Source organism: Pseudomonas sp. W15Feb9B, assembly GCF_000828175.1.
Taxonomy (GTDB): domain Bacteria; phylum Pseudomonadota; class Gammaproteobacteria; order Pseudomonadales; family Pseudomonadaceae; genus Aquipseudomonas; species Aquipseudomonas parakoreensis.
The window spans coordinates 13045-33861 of record NZ_JTKF01000038.1 but is presented as its reverse complement, the minus strand read 5'-3'; the positions used below and the strand labels follow the sequence as shown (position 1 = coordinate 33861).

Sequence of the window (20817 nt, the reverse complement as noted above, 5' to 3'; positions counted from 1 at the left end):
CCGAAGATTCGCCGAGCAAAAAAAATTGGCACTTTTGCACAACAAGTTGACATCCAAAAGCATGCTACGGGCGACCGATATCATTAGAGTATGCGCCCTTAAAAAGGAAAGGACTCTTGATGACTCAGTCACTCTCACGGCGCGTTGTGGCGATTACCGGCGCCCTGGGGAATCTCGGCGAGACCCTGGCGGACATGGCCGCCGCCCGGGGCGCGGATCTGGTGCTGATCGATCAGGCGACGATTACGCTGCCCAGTTCCCATAACCGACTGGTCCTGTCCGGCATCGATCTGACTTCCTTTGCCGATTGCCAGGAAGTCGCCCACCAGATCAATCGCTACTTCGGGCGCCTCGATGCATTGGTAAACGGCGCTGGCGGTTACGCGTGGGAGCCATTGCTCGGTGGTGCGATAGAGGCTTGGGATCGGCTCTACTCGCTGAATCTGCGAACCGCCTTGAATGCCAGCAAAGCCCTGCTGCCGTTGCTGCTGCAATCCTCGGCGGGGCGCATCGTCAATATCGGCGCGAGCATGGCAGCCAGGGCCGGACTGGGGATGGGCGCTTACGCTGCGTCGAAATCCAGCGTACTGCGCCTGACCGAAAGCCTCGCCGAAGAGCTCAAGGACATGAGCATCACGGTCAATGCCGTGCTACCGAGCGTGCTCGACACCCCGCAAAACCGTGAGGCCATGCCCGACGCCGAGCACCAGCGCTGGGTGACACCCGCGCAGCTGGCGGCGGTCATTCTGTTTCTGATTTCGGAACAGGCGTCTGCGGTCACCGGCACCGGCATTCCGGTGATCGGGCGCATGTAGGGTCTACTGACGCCGCGCGCCTTGGCGACGTCGCTTTCTTCACCTTTCGGAAAAGCAAGATCACCGGATGACCGGACTTCCCCTCCCCCCATGCGACCCGCCACTTCCAGCGCTGCTTTCGTGAACCACGTCCTTGATGTCGCCGAGCAACACGGCTGCGATGGCGACTGGCTGTTGCAGCAGACCGGACTCTCACGCGAGCAGTTGTCCGATTCGATTGTGCGCATTCCCATGCGCCAACTGCGGACCTTGCTGGAACTGGCGGCGCGCAGCAGCAACTTGCCGCATTTCGGTCTGCTGGTCGGCGCCGCCGTGCGCCCCGGCACCTACGGCGTACTGGGTTACGTGCTGATGACCAGTGCGACGCTCGGCGAGTCGCTGAACATGATTCTGCGGTTCGGCAAGATCGTTTACGACAGCCCGTCCAGCCAGACCCGTATCGTCATCGGCGACGGCCGCGTAACCCTCGAAGATCAGCGCATCAATGAACTGGAGCCTTACTGCGCCCTGCATCAGGAAACGTTAATGGCCGGCTGGGCGGCGTTCGGCCGCTGGTTGATCGCCAGCAACTCGCCGATGCTGGAGGTCAGAATGAGGCATCCGGCGCTCGGCGAGCCGGCACTCTACGAAGCGTTTTTTGGTTGTCCGGTGCAGTTCGAAGCCGGGAGCAACGCGCTGGTGTTCGCCGAGTCGACCCTCTCGTCACGCATCCAGGGCGCCGACCCGCGCATGCATCGCAGCATGCTGCTGGAGGCCGACTGGCAGCTGTGTCTGTCGTACCCGGCATTTTCCGTGACCGACCGCTTGCGTGCCTTGCTCACCGAACAGTTGCCGACCGGCGATTTCAGTTTGAAAAGCCTGGCCCGGCAGCTGGCGATTTCGCCGCGCACCTTGCAACGCAAACTGGCGGCGGAAGGGGAAAACTTCAATCAGGTGCTGGAAACCATGCGCATGGAACTGGCTGACCATTACCTGCGCCGCACCGAGACCAGCATCATGAACATCGCCCTGATGCTGGGTTACTCGCAGGCCAGTTCTTTCAGCCATTCCTTCCGTCAGGCCCGCGGGATTTCGCCGGTGGATTACCGCAAGTTGCTGCGCGCCAGATAAGCCCGATCACGGTTTCAGCTCCAGCAGCGGCTGGCCCTTTTTCACCACATAGGTCGCCAGTTCCACGCCGTGGTCCTGGCCGACGTTCCTCGCCACATGGGCCACGCCTGCCGGGATGAACAGTGAGTCGCCGGCCTTTAGCGTGACCGCCGGGCGCCCCTCCAGTTGATACTCCAGCGTGCCGCTGAGCACATGCGCCACCTCGACACCCGGATGCGCATGCCGCGGCGCCGTCACGCCCGGGTCGAAGTCGATACGCGCCTGGATCACTTCGCGATCCGCGTCACCCAGGTCCTGACGCATCAGCTCGGTACGGCTCAGGCCCTGTTGCCAGCTCATGGCCTGAGCGTCCGCCGCTTGCACCAGACCGGTGAATGAAACCAGCGCGGCCACAGTGGCCAGAATCAGTGTGCGTTGCATGCAGTTGCCCTCTCGACAGTGGTGGTGTGAAGGCCTGCACTGTGACCGCCGGGTGTAGCGCCGATGTGTCGAAAAACCCGGGTTTGGTCTCGCCATGTATCGTGCGCAACGCTGAATACACGGCCATACAAAGCACACTGGCTATGTATCACAGTGTGTACAGACACCCCGGCGATACATGAACTTGAATCACCGCGTTTTTTCGACATGGGCCAGATACGTCCCGGCGTTCCAATGCCTGCAAGGTTTGCCGGGCTCAGCCCGCACCTGCCCCCGACAGGTTTGCCAAGGAGACTTCAACATGAAAAACGCAGCACTCAACCGTATGAACATCCTCGCCGTGGCGCTGTTCGGCGCGCTGGCGGCGACGCAAATGCCAGTGGCCGCCGCCGCGCAGCCGGCTCCCGCTAACCCCGGCGTCAGCTATGCCGCGCCCTCGCCGTTCGGCCCGCTCAAGCATGTGCAGGCCGGCCTGCTGGATGTAGCCTACGCCGAAACCGGTCCGGCGCAGGGGCCGGTGGTGATTCTGCTGCACGGTTGGCCGTACGACATTCACAGTTACGACGAAGTCGCGCCGTTGCTGGCCGCCAAGGGTTATCGGGTGTTGATGCCATATGCGCGCGGTTATGGCGACACGCATTTCCTCTCCGATCAGACACTGCGCAACGGGCAGCCTGCGGCGCTGGCCAGCGACGTGATCGACTTCATGGATGCCCTGAATATCCAGCAAGCGGTGCTCGGTGGTTACGACTGGGGCGCGCGTTCGGCGGACATCGTTTCGGCGTTGTGGCCGGAGCGGGTCAAGGCATTGGTCTCGGTCAGCGGCTACCTGATCGGCAATCAGGCTGCCGGGCAGAATCCATTGCCGCCCAAGGCCGAATTGCAATGGTGGTATCAGTTCTACTTCGCCACTGAACGTGGTCGTGACGGCTACCGGAAAAACACTCACGACTTCGCCAGACTGATCTGGCAGCTCGCCTCGCCGAAGTGGGCGTTCGATGACGCCACGTTCGACCGTAGCGCCAAAGCGCTGGAGAACCCCGATCACGTCGCGATCACCGTGTTCAACTACCGCTGGCGTCTGGGCCTGGTGCAGGGCGAACCGCAATACGCGGCGCTGGAACAGAAACTCGCCAGCGCCCCAACCATCAGCGTGCCGACCATCACCCTCGAGGGCGATGCCAACGGCGCGCCGCACCCGGCGCCCGAGGATTACGCCAAGCGTTTCACCGGCAAGTACCAGTTCCGCCTGATCAACGCCGGCATCGGCCACAACCTGCCGCAGGAAGATCCGCAGGCGTTTGCTCAGGCGGTGATCGACGCCGATCACCTCTGAGACCGAAGGCAGAAAACGCCACGGTCTATTTGACCAGGCGTTTTTCCTTGGACGGTCGATAACCGAAAAACGCGCTGTAGCACTTGCTGAAATGGCTCGGCGAAACGAAACCACAGGCCACCAGCACTTCCATCTGCGACAGCTCGGTGTGCTGCAACAGGCGCCGGGCTTCAGTGATGCGCAATTCCAGGTAATAGCGTTGCGGCGTGGTGCCCAACTGCTCCTTGAACAAACGCTCCAACTGGCGCCGCGAGCGCCCGGCGTAGACCGCCAGTTGCTCCAGCTCCAGCGGCTCTTCGAGGTTGGCGTCCATCAGTTTGACCACCTCGCGCAACGGTGCGCTGACGCAGAGGTTTTCATCCGGTTTGATCCGCCGATAGCGCGACTCCTCGAACGCCAGAATGTCCTCGATACCCTCGACCAGCGCCTTGCCGTGCAGGCCCTTGATCCAGTCCAGCGCCATGTGGAATGCGCCGGACGGGCTCGACGCCGTGAGCCGGTCGCGATCGATCACATAAGGTTCGCTGCTGACCTGGGTGGCCTTGGCAATTTCCGTGAGCGCCGGACGGTGTTCCGGATGAATCGCGCAACGGTAACCATCGAGCAGGCCGGCCCGCCCGAGAAACCACGCACCGTTCCACAATCCAGCCAGACTGACACCGCGTTCCGCTGCCGTGCGCAGCAGGCTGATCAACTCTTCGCTGGCCTTCAGCTCAGTGCGGTAACCGCCACACACCACCAGCAAGTCCAGATCCGCAAGGCTGGCGGCGTCAATCCGCGCATCCGGGCGAATCACCAACCCCAGGTCGCTGATCACCTCTCCCTCGCCCAGCCCGAACGTACGCGAGCTGAACAGTCCGGCGCGCAACAGATTGGCGGTGATAATCGTGTCCAGCGTCTGGGTGAAGGCCGGCAGTGAAAAGTGCTCCAGCAACAGGAAACCGGTGCGGGTGATGCGGGTCTCGGCGGCTTGCTCATTCAGATAGCGGAGGTTTTTGCCCTTCATGCCTCCGCTGAATTGACGTCGTTCGATCAAGGTCTGGCCCATCGGTCATGTTGTTATGCGCCGATAGTTGGCTTGATGGGCCAAAGAGTCAATCACGCTTGCGGCTGATGACTGGTCACGCAGTGAATCCCGCCGCCACCGGCAGCGATCGCATCGATGTTCAGCAGCTCGACTTTGCGCTCCGGGTACAGCTTCGACAACAAGTCGTAAGCCTTCTGATCGGCTGCCTTGTCGCCGAATTCCGGGGCGATAATCGCACCGTTGATCACGAAGTAGTTGATGTAACCGGCGGCGAAATCCGGGTTGTTCTGGTTGAACTTGCTCTTGCGCGGTTTGAGTGGCGGCGAAATCGTGTGGACCTGCAGCGGGCGACCGTCAGCGTCGGTGGCTTTCTTGAGAATTTCCAGGTGCGCCAGCGTCACCTGGTGATCGTAGGACTGTGGATCGGTGTCGAGGTTGACGATCACCACGCCGGGCCTGACGAACCGCGCATAGAAATCAACGTGGGCGTCGGTGATGTCCTTGCCCTTGATCCCCGGCAGCCAGATGATTTTGCGCAGGCCCAGACGCTCCTTCAGTTCGGCCTCGACATCGGCCTTGCTCCAGCCGGGATTGCGATTGCTGTTGATCCAGCTGCTCTCGGTCATGATCCCGGTGCCGTGGCCGTCGACTTCGATGCCGCCACCCTCGCCCACCAGCTCGCTACGCAGGTAGGTCGCCTGTGCATCGGCGGCCACTCGCGCGGCGATTTTCGCGTCCTTGCTGTGCCGCTGCTTGTTGCCCCAACCGTTGAAATTGAAGTCCACGGCGCCAAGCCCGCCCTTGTCGTCGATGACGAAATTGGCGCCGATGTCACGCATCCAGATGTCGTCGAGCGCGGCGGTCACGTAGGTGACGTTGCGGGTGCCGCAATATTCTTCGGCGAGGCTGCGTTCGCCACTGCGACACAACACCGTGACCGGCTCATAACGGGCAATGGTGCGGGCGATGCGGCCCAGCGCGGCTTGCACATCTGCGGTGAAATCCTCCCAGATTGCATCCTGCGCGCCGAACGCGATGAAGGCGCGCTCGTGCGGGTCGCCCTCGTCGGGCATGAACCAATCCCCCGCGCTGGCCGCCAGCAGTTTGCCGGGGGCCAGGCCAAGGCCCATGACCGCGGCGCTGACACCTGCAGCGACCGATACCTGTTTGATGAACTCACGACGCGTCGACATAACGGGCTTTCCTGAAAGGGGCCGGCGACCGGGCGCCGGCCGTTGAATCATGGGTGGGTGGCGGTTTTGAATTTGGTCCAGGTGCGCATGCGGGCGCGCATATCAGCCTGAGGAATGTCCTTGCCCGGGATCAATCGAGCATAGGTCGCCTCGTCGAGGTAGATGTCCGGGTTATTGCGCATCGCCGCGTCGACGCTGGCCCGTGCCTTGGCGTTGGAAGTCGGGTAACCGGTGAAATTACTGATCGCCGCCATGTTCTCCGGGCGCATCACGAAGTTGATGAAGGCGTAGGCGTATTCCGGATGCCGGGCATCGACCGGAATCGCCATGGTGTCCATCCACACCGTGGTGCCTTCGCGCGGGATGCGGTACTCGAAGCGGGTGCTCTTGCCAGCGCTGTCCGAGGTGCGCTGGGCCTGGGTCATGTCGCCGCTGTAACCCAGCGACAGGCACAGGTTGCCGTTGACCAGATCGGTCACCGGTTGCGACTGAAACTTGCGCACGTACGGCCGCAGCTTCATCAGCACCTCACTGGCCGCCGCCAGATCCGCCGGTTTCGCGCTGCGCGGGTCTCGGCCCAGATAATTGAGCACGACTGCCAGCACTTCGTCCGGCGAGTCGATCAACGAAATGCCACAGTCGGCAAACTTCGCCGCCAGCTCCGGTTTGAACAGCATGTCCAGGCTATTGACGGGTGCATCGGCCATGCGCTGTTTGATCTGCGCTGCGTTGTAAGTCAGGCCGATGGTGCCCCAGGTGTAGGGCACGGTGGCCTGGCTGGAATGTTGGTAATGGCTGCGCAGTTTCTGCAGACCGGGCTCGATGTCGGCCAGCGCTGTCAGCTTCGATTGATCCAGCGGCATCAGGCTGCCGGCACGCATCAGGCGCTCGGCCACGGTGTCGCCGGGGAAAATCAGGTCATAGCCGCTGCCACCTGAAAGCATCTTCGCTTCGAGGGTTTCACTGCCGTCCATGACGTCGTAGATCACCTTGATCCCGGTTTCGGCGGTGAAGCGGCTCAGGGTGTCTTCGGCAAAATAATCGGCCCAGTTGTACAGCCGCAGGGTTTTGTCCTCGGCATGCAGCGACGGGATCACGCAAATCAATGTCAAGCCCAGAACACCGAGCGGTCGTTGGTGGTGCGAAGCCATGTTCAAACCCCTTGAGTGGTCCAGCGTGCGTGGAGGTGGTGGCCGTCCTGACTGAGCAGCGCGCCATACATGTCCGGGCGCCGGTCGCGGTAAATGCCCCAGCTCAGGCGCTCTTCGCGCATCGCGTCGAGATCGAGGCTGTGCACCAGCACGCCAGTGCTGTCGCGGTCGGCTTCGGCCAGCAACTTGCCCTTGTGATCGCTGATGAACGACGAACCGTAGAAGTTCATCTGCAGCGCCTGATCGGTGCTCGCCACTTCTCGCCCGACCCGGTTGGCCGCCACCACCGGCAGCAGATTGGCGGCGGCATGGCCGCGCATGGTCATCTGCCAATGGTCGCGAGAATCCAGCGCCACGCAACCCGGCTCAGAGCCGATGGCCGTGGGGAACAGCAACACTTCAGCGCCCATCAGCGCCAGACAACGCGCGGTCTCGGGAAACCATTGATCCCAGCAGATGCCCACGCCGAGGCGGCCGAACGCGGTGTCCCAGACTTTGAAGCCGCTGTCGCCGGGGCTGAAATATTCCTTCTCCTGATAGCCGATGGCGTTGGGGATGTGGGTCTTGCGATACACCCCCGACAGACGCCCGTCGGCGTCGGCCACGCTCAGCGAATTGAAGTAGGCATTGCCAGCCTTTTCAAACCAGCTCAGCGGCAGCACCACGCCCAGCTCTTTGGCCAGCGCGGCGAAACGCTGCAGCAGGCGGCTGTCGCGATACTCTTCGGCCAGCGCCTGATGTTTGTGGCTCTGTTCGATGCAGAAATACGGGGTGGCGAACAGCTCCTGCAACAGGATCACCTGCGCGCCCTTCGCGGCGGCCTCACGCACCAGTTGCTCGGCCTGATCGAGGTTGCGCGGCAGGTCCCAGGTACACGACATCTGGGTGGTGGCGATGGTCAGATGGCTCATCGCTCAACCCTCCACTGGCCAGGCGGGTTGCTGCTGGGTGATGCAGTGCACCCCGCCGCCGCCATGGGCCAGATGATTGATGCGCACCGGCACCACTTCGCGTCCGGGGAACGCCTGCGCCAGCACTTTCGCCGCCGCTTCGTCGGCCTCGATGCCGTAGGCCGGCATGATGATCGCGCCATTGGCGATGTAGAAATTGGTGTACGAGGCGCAGAACACTTCGGCTTCGGTATCGACGGCTTCGCTGGCTTCGTAGAGTTCGATCAGCTCGAACTTGCGCCCCTGAGCGTCGGTCGCCAGCTCCAGTGCGCGGCGGTTTTCGCGCACCACTTCGGCGTACACCGAGCTTTGGTCGTGGGTCGCATCCACCAGCAACACGCCGGGACGGGCGAAGGCGCAGACGCCATCGACGTGGCCATCAGTCATGTCGCCGGTGACGTAATCAGGATCGCCCGGCAACCAAATGGTTTTCTTCACGCCGAGCAAGCGACTGAAGATTTCTTCCATCTCAGCCTTGCCGATGTCCGGGTTGCGATTGGGGTTGAGCAGCACCGACTCGGTGGTGATCAGCGTGCCTTCGCCATCAACGTGAATCGCCCCGCCTTCGTTGCTCAGCGGCGTGCCAAAGCATTCCAGCCCCAGGTGATTGAGTGCCCGGCGTGCCAGGCTTTCGTCCAGCTCGTGCGCCGACTTGCCGCCCCAGGCGTTGAAGCGCCAGCTGACACCGGCCAGCCCTTGTTGCGGGTGGCAGACGAAGCTCGGGCCAGAGTCGCGGCACCAGCTGTCGTTGACCGCCAGCGGGATCAGCTCGATGTTCGGCCCGCACAGCGCTTTGGCACTCGCCAGCGCCGACGGATCGACGACCATTTTCACCGGCTCGAAACGGGCGATGGCGTTGGCGACCCGGGCGTAATCCTCTTGCACCTGCGGCAAAGTCACACGCCATCCCGATTCCCACAGCGCCTGATTGTGCGGCCAGACCATCCAGGTGGCAGCGTGGGTGGCCCACTCCGCCGGCATCATCCAAGCGCTGCTTTTATTGTCATTGTGCTGCATGATATGTCTCGCAAGTTAAGCCAATGTGTTCACGCAGACCATGCTACGGACGCGCAAACAGGCAAACAAACGATGGATTTTGCGCAGAAATGATTAGAGGAACTTATCGATATGCTCAAACACTGGCCACCGCTCAGCTCCCTGCGCGGCTTTGAAGCGGCGGCGCGCCTCGGCAGTTTTCACAAGGCGGCCGATGAGTTGCACCTCACCCAATCGGCAATCAGCCAGCAGATCCGCAGCCTTGAGGCGTACCTCGAACAGCCGCTGTTTTTTCGCAGCGGACGCAGCGTCGCCCTGACCGATGCCGGCCACGATTTGCTCAGCACCACTCAGGCGATGTTGCAGCAACTGGCGGTCGGCATCCGGCGTCTGGGGCAATATCAGAAGCCCAATCAACTGGTGCTCAACACCACGCCAGCCTTCGCCCGACATTGGTTGTTGCCGCGTCTGGCGGATTTTCGCGCTCGATATCCAGAGGTGGACCTGTGGATCTACAGCACCGATGAAGTGCCGGACATGGCCACGCAAACCATCGATCTGGCAGTGCGCGACGACATCAGCTCGCAGGCTGAATGCAGCTTCAAGGTGCTGCATGCCGACCGCCTGTTTCCGGCGTGTCATCCAAGCGTTTTGGCGCAGCCTGCCGCGCAGCGCACCACCCTCCACGGTGAGCGGGAAATGGACTGGAGCCATTGGGCAGTGGAAGCCGGGGTCGATGTCGGGCAGCAGGATCAGGGGCTGAATTTTTCCGATCCGGGCTTGTTGCTCGATGCCGCTGCGGCAGGGTTGGGGATCGCGCTGGTCAGTCAGTTGCTCAGCCAACAGGCGCAGCAAAACGGACTGTTGCTGCCCCTGGTGGAGCAAACCATTCGCGGCCCGAACTGGGCGCTGCTGACCCATCGCGACAGCGAGAATGACCCGATGGCGCGATGCTTCAGCGAATGGCTTTCAAGCCAACTGGCGGGACCTGATCACGGTCAGACCACGGTGAGATAGCCCGCACCAAGCCGGCCTTCCAGACGACCGAACAGCACGTAATGCTGATATCCACTGGTGAACGCGCCGGTGGAAATCGCGTTTTTGACGTCCTGGTTCATCTGCAGGTATTGCGCTTCGTCGAAGTTCTCCGCACTGACTTCGCCGGCTCTTCCAAGCTTTTCGCTTTCGACCGGCAGCCCCATGATCGTGCGCCGCTGGAAGTCGATAATGCGGTTGACGGCGTGACTTTCCAGCGGCCCCCGATTGGATTGGGTCGAGTAGATGTGCAAGCCGTTTTTTGCGCAACGATTGCACATGTCGATGCAATTTTTCTGGGTGGACTTGAGGCCGGTCAGGTGCGCCAGAGGCATGTCCAGATACTTGCCGACCTGGTATTCGGTCTGATTGAAAACCGAACAGCACAAAACGGTATTGCCGTTGCAGTCGAGCACCAGCCAGTCATCCTTGAGCGAGCACGCCTGCTTGGGATACTGACGGACCAGATTGACCAGATCGTCGAAGGGCGGCAGCGCCAGTCTTTTCAGGGTTTCATGATCGGTATCCGTCACCGAAGGATCGCGTTCGATCAGCGCCAGCGTTTTCTCCAGCGGCATCATCACTGAATATCCGGTCGAGAACTCGAAACCCAGACGCTGGGCGAATTCGCGCATCAGCCCTTCTTCTTCCATGTTGTCCAGATAACGGTGGTAGTACACCTCGATCCGCGTACTCAAACCATGTTGCTGTTTGAGTTCATGCAGTTTGATCATATTGGCCTTGACCACTTCAATGTCGCCGCCCACGTGCCCCTGTTGGTAAGTCTCCTGGTAAAACCCGGACAACGAAATACGGAAGAACCATGGATTGGCCAGCATGGCGGTTTCCATGTTCTTGGCCAGGTTCAAGTTGGAACTGATACCGCTCTGCAAACCGGCGGCATTGATGATCTCGACAAACTCACCGATTCGCGGGTGGATCAACGGCTCGGTCCAGTTGTACAGAAAGATCGTCTCGACACCTTCGTTGCGGGCCTTCTCGACGATCTTGCGGAACATGTCGACTTGCATGGCTTTCTTGAAGTTGACGTTTTCCGAGTTGCCCATCGGGCACGAAGGGCAGCTTAAATTGCACGCGCCGACAATATCGATGTACATGTTCATGACGGGTGACGCTCCTTGAGTGAATAGCGGTGCATCCAGAGCAAGCGACTGTCATGGTTGGCGTTATTCGTTAGTTATTTGACAGTCCCGGAGCGCGGCTCAGCAAGTTCTGGGCCATTGCCATGGTGCGCCATCAATTCCACGATCCAATCGATAAATACCCTTAGCTTTTGGCTGATATGCCGGTTCGGCGGGTACGCCACATAGAGCGGCATCGGCTCGAGTTGCCAGTCCTCGAACAGCGGCACCAACTCACCCCGAGCCTGATGCGCGTGCGACATGTACCGGGGCAACCAGAGCACGCCCATGCCGGCCAGCCCTGCCGCAAGGTAGGCGTTACCGTCATCGACGGCCAATACGTGGCGACCCTTGATCTGCAGGTGTTCGCTGCCATTGCGCAAGGCGTAAGGCACGGGTTTGCCGGTGCGCGCCCAGAGAAATCCAACCACCCGATGATGGGAGTCTTCCAGCTCGCGGGGATGCTGCGGCGTGCCGGCGCGGGCCAGGTAAGTTGGCGCGGCGAAGACCCCGAGCTGCAGGTCGGCCACCCGCCGGGCCATCAGTGACTGATCGAGCAGTTCACCGCCGCGCACCACGCAATCGACGTTCTCATCGATGATGTCGACGATGCGGTCGCTGACGCCCATGTCGATCTGGATATCCGGATAACGCGCGTGAAACTCAGGCAACGCCGGCATCAGAATCAGCCTCGCCAACGGGCTTGGCACATCGACGCGCAAGCGCCCTCTTGGCAATGCCGAAGCGCCGGACAGACTGGTTTCAGCGTCGTCCATGTCGGCCAACAGTTTGATCACTCGCTCGTAATAGATCGCACCGTCGGCCGTAACGTTGACCTTGCGCGTGGTGCGGTTGAGCAACTTGACCCGCAGCCGTGCCTCCAACTGCTGCACCAGCTGCGTCACCGTGGTCTTGCTCATGTGCAAGGTCTCGGCGGCCTTGGTGAAACTGCCCGCCTCGACCACCCGGGCGAACGCCTGCATTGCATCGAAACGGTCCACTTCGCGCCCTCTGATTGTTTGGAAAATGCAAACAGTGAACGCCAAGGTTGCGCGTTTATCCCCCCTGCGCAAGCCCCTAAAGTCACTCCATCAACAACCACCAAACAATGATGGAGACACCCATGACCCAACGCGACGTCGTTTTCCCGCCTGCCCGCCATGCGCTTTATGAGCGTCATCGCTATTCACCGGCCATTCGTTCCAATGGCTTTCTGTTCGTCTCCGGGCAAGTCGGCAGCCGTGAAGACGGTTCGCCCGAGCCGGATCTGCAGGACCAGGTACGCCTGGCGTTCAACAACCTCAATGCGATCCTCGATGCCGCCGGTTGCAGCTTCGCCGATGCGGTGGACGTCACGGTGTTCATGATCGATCCGCAAGCGACCTTCGAAACCATCTGGGCAGTGGTCCCGGAATTCTGGGGCAGCGCGCCTTATCCGACGATTACCGCGGTCGGCGTGACCTGGCTGGCCGGGTTTCAGTTCGAGATCAAGGTGATTGCCAGAATCCCCGTGTAGGAGCTGCGGCACGCTGCGATCTTTTGATCTTCAATCGAAATGTAAAGATCGCAGCCTCGTTTCACTCGACAGCTCCTACAGGTGTTTTCGTGGTGACAGCGGCAGTGGGCTGCAGGAAATGTGGAGCAAAACATCGCCGGACAAGCGCGCTGGCCTTTCACGGCGCGGCTGCGTATAACCTGGCCGTTTCGTCTAACCTGATTGAGCGCCCGCGCGCGACACCGCGCCCGGTGGCGCTTAGAATGCGACGCTCATGAAACGGAGATTTCCATGCTCAAACGAACCCTGGCACTGACTGCTGGTCTGGCCCTGTCTTTTTCTGCTTTGGTGGCGCATGCCGCCGATGTGTTGCGGGTCAGTGCAATTCCCGATGAAGCCCCGACCGAATTGCTGCGCAAATTCGAACCACTGGGGGCCTATCTGGAGCAGCAACTGGGCATGAAAGTGCAGTTCGTTCCGGTGGCCGACTACCCGGCAGTGGTGGAAGCGCTGGCGACCGATCGCCTCGACATGGCCTGGCTGGGCGGGTTCACTTTCGTTCAGGCACGCCTGAAGACCGACGCCACCACCCCGGTGATTCCGCTGGTGCAGCGCGAGCAGGATGCGCAGTTCACCAGCAAGTTCATCACTGCCGACCCGAACGTGAAGAGCCTGGCCGACCTCAAGGGCAAGACCTTTGCCTTCGGCTCGGTGTCGTCGACCTCCGGCAGCCTGATGCCGCGTTACTTCATGCTGAAGAACGACAACATCAAGCCTGAAGCCTATTTCAGCCGTGTCGCCTACTCCGGTGCGCACGACGCCACCGTCGCCTGGGTCCAGGCCGGCAAGGTCGATGCCGGTGTGCTGAACGCCAGCGTCTGGCAGAAACTGGTGGACGCCGGCAAGGTCGATACCAGCAAGGTGCACGTGTTCGCCACGACTCCGGCCTACTTCGATTACAACTGGACCGTGCGCGGCACCCTCGACCCGGCGCTGGCAGCGAAGATCAAAAAAGCCTTCCTCGACCTCGACCCGGCCAACCCGGAGCAGAAGAAGATTCTTGATCTGCAGGCGGCCAGCCGTTTCATCGACACCAAGCCCGAGAACTACAAGGGCATCGAGGAAGCTGCTCGCGCCGCCGATCTGTTGAAATGACCCTGAGCCTCAAACAAGGCCGCCTGCACCACGCCAATGGGGTCGACGCACTACGTGGCGTCGATCTGCAGATTGCGGCGGGTGAACAGGTGGCGATCATCGGTCCGTCCGGGGCCGGTAAATCCAGCCTGTTGAACCTGCTCGCCACCGCGTTACGCCCCAGCAGCGGTGAAATCGAGGTGCTGGGTGAACGCCCCTGGCACCTCCCCGCCCGTCAACGGCAACGCCTGCGTGCGCGCATCGGTCTGGTGCACCAAGCACCACCGCTGCCGCCGCGCCAGCGCGTGGTGACGGCGGTGCTGGCCGGCAAACTCGGGCAGTGGAGTCTGGGCAAAAGCCTGCTCAATCTGCTGCATCCGACGGATATTCCCGGTGCCCGTGCCGCCATCGCCCGCCTGGATCTGGGCGACAAACTCTTCGCTTACTGCCAGCAATTGTCCGGCGGCCAACTGCAGCGCGTGGGCATTGCCCGGGTGCTGTATCAGGCACCGGAAATTCTGCTGGCGGACGAACCGGTGTCGGCGATGGACCCGGTGCTCGCCGGGCACACCCTGTCGATCCTCTCCCAGCACGCGCGGGCGCATAACGTCACGCTGGTGGCGAGCCTGCACGCGGTGGAACTGGCGCTGGCGCACTTTCCGCGCATCATCGGCTTGCGCGACGGCCAGATCCTGTTTGACAGCTCTGCCGAGCAGGTCAGCCGCGAAATGCTCGACACGCTGTACGCCAATGAGCAATTGCAAAGCCCGACGACGCCCAGTGCGCCGCTGATTGTGCAGATCCCGCGATGCTGACGGCTGATTCCCGCGACCCGGCCGCCGCGCCGCGACTGCTGCTGACCCTGCTGGCAATTGCCCTGCTGTGGCCGGGCATCCAGCTCAGCGAACTGGACCTTGGCGTGCTGCTGCACAGCGACAGCCAGACCGAAATGGGCCGCTTTATCTCCGGGTTCTGGCCACCGGCGCATGACCACGATTTTCTCCAGTTACTGCTCAAGGCCACCCTGCAAACCCTGGCCATCGCCACTGCCGGCATGGCGTTGGCGTTGCTGCTGGCGGTGCCGGCCAGCCTGATAGCCAGCCGCGCGCTGTCGTTGTCGGCGGCGTCCCGCAGCGGCATTCCCAGTCGGCTCGGGCGCTTGCTGCGTTGGCCGGTGCGCGGACTGCTGATCTTCTTGCGCAGCGTGCCGGAAATCGTTTGGGCGCTGCTGTTCGTGCGTGCCGTGGGCCTCGGCCCGGCGGCGGGTGTACTGGCGATCGCGATCACCTACAGCGGCATGCTCGGCAAGGTCTACGCGGAGATTTTCGAGTCCACCGACCAACGCCCGACGCACGCCTTGATGCAGGCCGGCAGCGGACGACTCGCGGCGTTCGCCTACGGGATTCTGCCGAATGTCGCGGCGGAGCTGCTGTCGTACACGGTGTATCGCTGGGAGTGCGCGATTCGTGCCTCGGTGGTGATGGGGTTTGTTGGCGCTGGTGGCCTCGGCCAGCAGATCGACCTGTCGCTGCGCATGTTCGCCAGCGGTGAAGTGGCGAGCATGTTGCTGACGTTCCTGATTCTGGTGCTCGGTGCCGACCAACTCAGCCGCCTTTTGCGCTGGAGGCTGACATGAATCGCCTGATCAATCTGCTGCTGGTGGTCGGCATCGGCGTCGCGGTGATCGCCTCGTTCGGTTACCTCGAACTCGACCTCGGTGAACTGGGCAGCGCCACCAGCCTCAAGCAGATGGGTGCCTACGCACAGCGCTTTCTCAGCCCGGACCTGAGCGCCACGCACTTGCAGGCGATCATCAAGGGCGCGCTGGAAACCCTCGCCATGTCGGCCCTCGGCACCCTGCTCGCGGCCGTGTTCGGCATTCTCCTCGCGCTGCCCGCGGCCGGGCGTTTCGGCTGGCCGCTGCAAAGCGCCTCGCGCCTGTTGCTTAACGGTTTGCGGGCGATTCCGGAACTGGTGTGGGCGGCGCTGATGGTGCTCGCCGCCGGCCTTGGGCCGAATGCCGGCACTCTGGCGCTGGCCCTGCACACCACCGGCGTGCTCGGTCGACTGTTCGCCGAAGCGCTGGAGAATACCCCGCCGGAACCAGCCGAAGCGATACGCTTGCAGGGCGGCAATCCCGTGCTCGCCTTCTGCTACGGCACCCTGCCCAACCTCGCCCCGCAATTGCTCGCCTATTGCCTGTATCGCTGGGAAAACAACATCCGCATGGCCAGCGTGCTGGGCTTCGTCGGGGCCGGTGGTTTGGGGCAGATGCTGTATGTCAGCCTCAGCCTGTTTCAGGAAGCGCAGGCGAGCACGGTGATTCTGGCGATGCTGATTCTGGTGCTGGGCGTGGACTCGCTGAGTGCCTGGAGCCGGCAGCGCTGGGTCAAGGCCTGACGGACCAGCCTTATTGCGTCGTCGCCAACCGATACTGGCGCGGGGTGAATCCGGTCGAGGCCTTGAACTGCCGGGTGAAAGCGCTGTGGTCGGTATAGCCGCACTGCAGCGCCACCTCGGTGATCGGCAACTCGCCATGCAACAGCCGATGCGCGTGCTCAAGACGCACTTTCTGGATCATCTGCCGCGGCGTCAGGTGGAACACCCGTTTGCAGTAACGCTCCAGTTGCGCCACTGAAATTCCGGCGATGCGCGTCAGTTCGCCAAGACTGACGCGGCTCGCGAAGTTCGCCCGAATGTACTCATCCACCGCCGCCAGACGCTGATACGCCGGATGAGTTTCGCTGGCGGTTTGCAGGTCGACGGAAATGCCCGCCAGGCCAATGATCCGGTTATCACGATCGTACAGCGGACGTTTGTGGGTCAGGCACCAGCCGGGTTCGCGGCTGCCGTACAGGTGCAACTCCAGCTGATCCTCCAGCACCAATCCCTCTTCCAGCACGCGCCGATCCTGCTCGGTGTAGCCCGGGCCCAATTGCGCCGGAAACACCTCGGCGCTGGTCTTGCCCAATAACGGTCGCAGGTCTTTCAGACCGCAGCGTTGCACCAGTGTCTGGTTAGCCATGACGTAGCGCGCCTGCGGATCCTTGATGAAGATCGCCGCGTTGGGAATCACATCCAGCATGGGCAACAGCAGCGCCATGCTGGCGAGCAGATCGTCGAGGCATTGCGGTCGGCTCGCTTCGTTCTGCTGACTCAGGATCGCAAACGCATTCTGCGTCATGACTGTCACTCCCCACGGTGCGCATTGGCTTGCGCGCAGATTGCCCCATGGCTGGCGGCCTGTCGAGCCGGGCCTTTGCCGTTGGCCATTGTGCTGATTTCGTCATCGTCACCGGCAAAAAACATCAATCGCGCAGCGCCTGACAAGTTCACTGTAGCGCCACTGCACGCCCCTCCAACAACCAACAAGAAGGCGACGCTATGACAGGCCAAGGCAAGTTCAAGAAACAACTTTCATTAATAGACCTCACGTTCATCGGGCTGGGGGCAATCTTCGGTTCGGGCTGGTTGTTCGCCGCCAGTCACGTGTCCGCCATCGCCGGCCCGGCGGGGATCTTTTCCTGGCTGCTCGGCGGTTTCGCCGTGTTGCTGCTGGGCATCGTCTACTGCGAATTGGGCGCTGCGCTGCCCCGTGCCGGCGGCGTGGTGCGTTACCCGGTTTACTCCCATGGCCCGCTGCTCGGTTATCTGATGGGCTTCATTACGCTGATTGCGTTTTCCAGTCTGGTGGCGATCGAAGTGGTCGCCTCGCGGCAATATGCGGCAGCATGGTTTCCCGAGTTGACCAAGGTCGGCTCCAGCGACCCGACCGTGCTTGGCTGGTTCGTACAGTTCGGGCTGTTGTGCCTGTTTTTCCTGCTCAATTACCGCAGCGTGAAGACCTTCGCCATGGCCAACAATCTGGTCAGCGTGTTCAAGTTCATCGTGCCGCTGCTGGTGATCGGCGTGTTGTTCAGCTTCTTCAAACCGGCGAATTTCGACGTGCACGGCTTTGCGCCGTTCGGCCTGTCCGGCATCGAAATGGCCGTGTCGGCCGGCGGGGTGATCTTCGCGTATCTGGGCCTGACACCGATCATTTCGGTGGCCAGTGAAGTGAAGAATCCGCAACGCACGATTCCGATTGCGCTGATCCTGTCGGTGCTGCTCTCCACCGCGATCTACGTGCTGCTGCAGACCGCTTTCCTCGGCGGCATCCCGACTGAAATGCTCGCCAATGGCTGGGCCGGCGTCGCCAAGGAACTGGCCCTGCCGTATCGCGACATCGCGTTGGCACTGGGCGTCGGCTGGCTGGCGTATCTGGTGGTGGCCGATGCGGTGATCTCGCCCAGCGGTTGCGGCAACATCTACATGAACGCCACGCCACGGGTGATCTACGGCTGGGCGCAGACCGGGACCTTCTTCAAGATTTTCACCCGCATCGACGAGAAGTCCGGCATTCCGCGCCCCGCGCTGTGGCTGACCTTTGGCCTGTCGGTGTTCTGGACCCTGCCGTTCCCGTCATGGGAAGCGCTGATCAACGTGGTCTCCGCCGCGCTGGTATTGAGCTACGCCGTGGCTCCGGTGTCGGTGGCCGCCCTGCGCCGCAGCGCGCCGGGCATGCCGCGTCCGTTCCGGGTCAAGGGCATGAATGTGCTCGGGCCACTGTCGTTCATCATCGCCGCGCTGATCGTCTACTGGTCAGGCTGGGGCACCGTGTCGTGGTTGCTCGGCCTGCAAATCCTGATGTTCGTCATCTACCTGCTGTGTGGCCGCCTGGTGCCGACCGCGCACCTGAATCTGGGCCAGCAAGTGCGCTCATCGGCGTGGCTGATCGGCTTCTACGCGCTGACCATCCTCCTCTCCAAACTCGGCAGCTTCGGTGGTATCGGCGTGCTCAGTCATCCGTTCGACACCGTGATCGTCGCGGTCTGCGCCCTGGGCATCTACTACTGGGGGGCGGCCACCGGCGTACCGGCACACCTGATTCGTCTGGAAACCGAAGACGACGAAAGTGAAGCCGCTGAATCCTCCACCCATGCGGCAACGGGCCAACGCCCGGCGCACGCCTGATATTCACTGAAGGGACGCGTTCATGAAACGACTGCACATCATCGACTCCCACACCGGCGGCGAACCCACACGCCTGGTGATGAAGGGCTTCCCCGACTTGCCCGGCAACAGCATCGTCGAGCAGCGCGATGCCTTGCGCGAAGGCCACGATCAATGGCGCCGCGCCTGCCTGCTGGAACCGCGCGGCAACGACGTGCTGGTCGGCGCGCTGTACTGCGCGCCGGTCTCGCCGGACGCCACCTGCGGGGTGATTTTCTTCAACAACGCCGGTTACCTCGGCATGTGCGGGCACGGCACCATCGGCCTGGTCAACTCGCTGCATTACCAGGGCCTAATCGAACCGGGCGTGCACCAGATCGACACCCCGGTCGGCCCGGTCAGCGCCACCCTGCACGAGGACGGCGCGGTGACCCTGGGCAACGTCCCGGCGTACCGCTATCGCAAACAGGTGCCGGTGGACGTGCCCGGCCACGGCCGAGTGTTCGGCGATATTGCCTGGGGCGGCAATTGGTTTTTCCTGGTTTCCGAGCACGGCCAGGACCTGCAGATGAGCAACGTCGAAGCCCTCACCGAGTACACCTGGGCGATGCTCAAGGCCCTCGAAGCCCAAGGCATCCACGGCGAGAACGGCGCGCTGATCGACCACGTCGAATTGTTCGCCGACGACGCCCACGCCGACAGCCGCAACTTTGTCATGTGCCCGGGCAAAGCCTACGACCGCTCGCCCTGCGGCACCGGCACCAGCGCCAAACTCGCCTGCCTGGCCGCTGACGGCAAACTCGCCGAAGGCCAGGTCTGGACGCAAGCGAGCATCACCGGCAGCCAGTTCGAAGGCCGCTTCGAATGGCATGGCGAACGCGTGCGCCCTTTTATTACCGGCCGCGCCTACATGACCGCCGACGCCACCCTGCTGATCGACGAGCAGGACCCTTTCGCCTGGGGCATCTGAGTGCCCCGCTTTCTACCGATCTGAATGAATGTCCCGAGGAGCTACAACAATGAGCGATAACATCTTCACTGGCTGCATTCCCGCGCTGATGACCCCGTGCACCGCCGCGCGTAAACCCGACTTCGACGCCCTGGTGGCCAAGGGTCGCGAGCTGATCGATATCGGCATGAGCGCGGTGGTTTACTGCGGTTCGATGGGCGACTGGCCGTTGCTGACCGAGGCGGAGCGTCAGGAAGGCGTGGCGCGTCTGGTGGCCGCCGGGGTTCCGACCATCGTTGGCACTGGCGCGGTCAACAGCCGTGAAGCGGTGTCCCACGCCGCGCATGCGGCGAAAGTCGGCGCCCATGGCCTGATGGTGATTCCACGTGTCTTGTCCCGTGGTGCTTCGGCCACCGCGCAAAAAGCCCACTTCGCCGCGATCCTCAACGCCGCGCCGAACCTGCCGGCGGTGATCTACAACAGCCCCTACTACGGCTTCGCCACCCGCGCCGAGCTGTTCTTCGAACTGCGCCGTGAACACCCGAACCTGATCGGCTTCAAGGAGTTCGGCGGTGGCGCCGACTTGCGCTACGCCGCCGAAAACATCACCTCGCAGGACGATGCCGTGACCCTGATGGTCGGTGTCGATACGCAAGTGGTGCACGGTTTCGTCAACTGCAACGCCACCGGCGCGATCACCGGCATCGGCAACGCCCTGCCCCGCGAAGTGCTGCAACTGGTAGCGCTGAGCAAGCAAGCGGCCAAGGGCGATGCCAAGGCCCGGCGTCTGGCGCGCGAACTGGAAGCAGCGCTGGCGGTGCTGTCGTCGTTCGATGAAGGCTGCGATCTGGTGCTGTATTACAAGCATCTGATGGTGCTCAACGGCGATCGCGAATACGCCCTGCATTTCAACGAAACCGACGCCTTGAGCGATGCCCAGCGTCGTTACGCCGAGACCCAGTACGCGCTGTTCCGTCAGTGGTACAAAAACTGGTCCGCCGAACAGAACCTCGCCTGACCGCAGTCCCTGCCCCGGTGCGATATCGGGGCTTCACCTCTTTTATCAAGGAAG

General features: G+C 62.2%; 21 protein-coding genes. 12 read left to right on the top strand and 9 right to left on the bottom strand.

Annotated features, from left to right (window positions below):
- The first annotated feature begins 119 nt into the window (after nucleotides 1-119).
- Complete coding sequence (locus tag OC71_RS19695; RefSeq protein WP_041072581.1) at nucleotides 120-815, top strand: SDR family NAD(P)-dependent oxidoreductase; 696 nt, start codon at nucleotides 120-122, stop codon at nucleotides 813-815.
- Between the two features lie 120 nt (nucleotides 816-935).
- Nucleotides 936-1925, top strand: a complete 990-nt coding sequence (locus OC71_RS19690; protein WP_256198928.1) for an AraC family transcriptional regulator — start codon at nucleotides 936-938, stop codon at nucleotides 1923-1925.
- A gap of 6 nt (nucleotides 1926-1931) precedes the next feature.
- Here OC71_RS19690 and OC71_RS19685 read toward each other — a convergent pair whose 3' ends face one another.
- The gene (locus tag OC71_RS19685) at nucleotides 1932-2345 is read right to left on the bottom strand and encodes a cupin domain-containing protein (RefSeq protein WP_041072577.1); all 414 of its coding nucleotides are present in this window, start codon (nucleotides 2343-2345) and stop codon (nucleotides 1932-1934) included.
- Nucleotides 2346-2646: 301 nt separating this feature from the next.
- Here OC71_RS19685 and OC71_RS19680 point away from each other — a divergent pair, with 301 nt between their 5' ends.
- A complete protein-coding gene (locus OC71_RS19680; protein WP_041072575.1) occupies nucleotides 2647-3681 on the top strand; it encodes an alpha/beta fold hydrolase in 1035 nt (344 codons plus the stop codon).
- A gap of 25 nt (nucleotides 3682-3706) precedes the next feature.
- Here OC71_RS19680 and OC71_RS19675 read toward each other — a convergent pair whose 3' ends face one another.
- The 5 genes from OC71_RS19675 to OC71_RS19655 are packed head-to-tail and all read right to left on the bottom strand — an operon-like array spanning nucleotide 3707 to nucleotide 9019.
- A complete protein-coding gene (locus OC71_RS19675) occupies nucleotides 3707-4729 on the bottom strand; it encodes a GlxA family transcriptional regulator (protein WP_041072573.1) in 1023 nt (340 codons plus the stop codon).
- Between the two features lie 50 nt (nucleotides 4730-4779).
- On the bottom strand, nucleotides 4780-5901 hold the full coding sequence (locus tag OC71_RS19670) for an agmatine/peptidylarginine deiminase (RefSeq protein WP_041072571.1): 1122 nt from the start codon (nucleotides 5899-5901) through the stop codon (nucleotides 4780-4782).
- A 47-nt stretch (nucleotides 5902-5948) separates the two neighbouring features.
- Nucleotides 5949-7052, bottom strand: a complete 1104-nt coding sequence (locus OC71_RS19665) for an extracellular solute-binding protein (RefSeq protein ID WP_041072569.1) — start codon at nucleotides 7050-7052, stop codon at nucleotides 5949-5951.
- 2 nt (nucleotides 7053-7054) lie between these two features.
- Nucleotides 7055-7963 carry an N-carbamoylputrescine amidase gene (gene aguB / locus OC71_RS19660; protein ID WP_041072567.1) on the bottom strand — a complete coding sequence of 303 codons (909 nt, stop codon included), beginning with the start codon at nucleotides 7961-7963 and terminating at the stop codon, nucleotides 7055-7057.
- A gap of 3 nt (nucleotides 7964-7966) precedes the next feature.
- Nucleotides 7967-9019 carry an agmatine/peptidylarginine deiminase gene (locus OC71_RS19655; RefSeq protein ID WP_041072565.1) on the bottom strand — a complete coding sequence of 351 codons (1053 nt, stop codon included), beginning with the start codon at nucleotides 9017-9019 and terminating at the stop codon, nucleotides 7967-7969.
- Nucleotides 9020-9130: 111 nt separating this feature from the next.
- On the opposite strand from OC71_RS19655, the gene OC71_RS19650 reads away from it, so the two are divergent.
- The gene (locus OC71_RS19650) at nucleotides 9131-10015 is read left to right on the top strand and encodes a LysR substrate-binding domain-containing protein (protein WP_041072563.1); all 885 of its coding nucleotides are present in this window, start codon (nucleotides 9131-9133) and stop codon (nucleotides 10013-10015) included.
- Here OC71_RS19650 and OC71_RS19645 read toward each other — a convergent pair.
- A complete protein-coding gene (locus OC71_RS19645; protein ID WP_041072561.1) occupies nucleotides 9997-11157 on the bottom strand; it encodes a radical SAM protein in 1161 nt (386 codons plus the stop codon). The two genes, OC71_RS19650 and OC71_RS19645, sit on opposite strands and share 19 nt — an antisense overlap.
- 74 nt (nucleotides 11158-11231) lie before the next feature.
- The gene (locus OC71_RS19640; protein WP_041072558.1) at nucleotides 11232-12176 is read right to left on the bottom strand and encodes a LysR family transcriptional regulator; all 945 of its coding nucleotides are present in this window, start codon (nucleotides 12174-12176) and stop codon (nucleotides 11232-11234) included.
- Between the two features lie 122 nt (nucleotides 12177-12298).
- On the opposite strand from OC71_RS19640, the gene OC71_RS19635 reads away from it, so the two are divergent.
- The 5 genes from OC71_RS19635 to phnE all read left to right on the top strand — a co-directional run bounded on the left by OC71_RS19635 (nucleotide 12299) and on the right by phnE (nucleotide 16204).
- Complete coding sequence (locus tag OC71_RS19635) at nucleotides 12299-12691, top strand: RidA family protein (protein WP_041072556.1); 393 nt, start codon at nucleotides 12299-12301, stop codon at nucleotides 12689-12691.
- A 270-nt stretch (nucleotides 12692-12961) separates the two neighbouring features.
- Nucleotides 12962-13825 carry a putative selenate ABC transporter substrate-binding protein gene (locus OC71_RS19630; RefSeq protein WP_041072554.1) on the top strand — a complete coding sequence of 288 codons (864 nt, stop codon included), beginning with the start codon at nucleotides 12962-12964 and terminating at the stop codon, nucleotides 13823-13825.
- Entirely contained in the window at nucleotides 13822-14619 is a 798-nt protein-coding gene (locus OC71_RS19625; RefSeq protein ID WP_041072552.1) for a phosphonate ABC transporter ATP-binding protein, read from the top strand. Before OC71_RS19630 ends, OC71_RS19625 begins: the two co-directional genes overlap by 4 nt.
- Nucleotides 14613-15440 (top strand): ABC transporter permease, encoded by an 828-nt coding sequence (locus tag OC71_RS19620; RefSeq protein ID WP_041072550.1) that lies wholly within the window; start codon nucleotides 14613-14615, stop codon nucleotides 15438-15440. Before OC71_RS19625 ends, OC71_RS19620 begins: the two co-directional genes overlap by 7 nt.
- Complete coding sequence (gene phnE, locus OC71_RS19615; protein ID WP_041072548.1) at nucleotides 15437-16204, top strand: phosphonate ABC transporter, permease protein PhnE; 768 nt, start codon at nucleotides 15437-15439, stop codon at nucleotides 16202-16204. Before OC71_RS19620 ends, phnE begins: the two co-directional genes overlap by 4 nt.
- A gap of 10 nt (nucleotides 16205-16214) precedes the next feature.
- Here phnE and OC71_RS19610 read toward each other — a convergent pair whose 3' ends face one another.
- Complete coding sequence (locus OC71_RS19610; protein WP_041072546.1) at nucleotides 16215-16988, bottom strand: AraC family transcriptional regulator; 774 nt, start codon at nucleotides 16986-16988, stop codon at nucleotides 16215-16217.
- A 200-nt stretch (nucleotides 16989-17188) separates the two neighbouring features.
- Between OC71_RS19610 and OC71_RS19605 the strand changes: the two genes are divergently transcribed.
- Genes OC71_RS19605 through OC71_RS19595 form a run of 3 tightly spaced genes read left to right on the top strand, consistent with a single transcriptional unit; the run spans nucleotide 17189 to nucleotide 20763 of the window.
- On the top strand, nucleotides 17189-18817 hold the full coding sequence (locus OC71_RS19605; protein WP_041072544.1) for an APC family permease: 1629 nt from the start codon (nucleotides 17189-17191) through the stop codon (nucleotides 18815-18817).
- 22 nt (nucleotides 18818-18839) lie between these two features.
- Entirely contained in the window at nucleotides 18840-19766 is a 927-nt protein-coding gene (locus OC71_RS19600) for a 4-hydroxyproline epimerase (RefSeq protein WP_041072542.1), read from the top strand.
- A gap of 49 nt (nucleotides 19767-19815) precedes the next feature.
- On the top strand, nucleotides 19816-20763 hold the full coding sequence (locus OC71_RS19595) for a dihydrodipicolinate synthase family protein (protein WP_041072540.1): 948 nt from the start codon (nucleotides 19816-19818) through the stop codon (nucleotides 20761-20763).
- Nucleotides 20764-20817 lie beyond the last annotated feature (54 nt).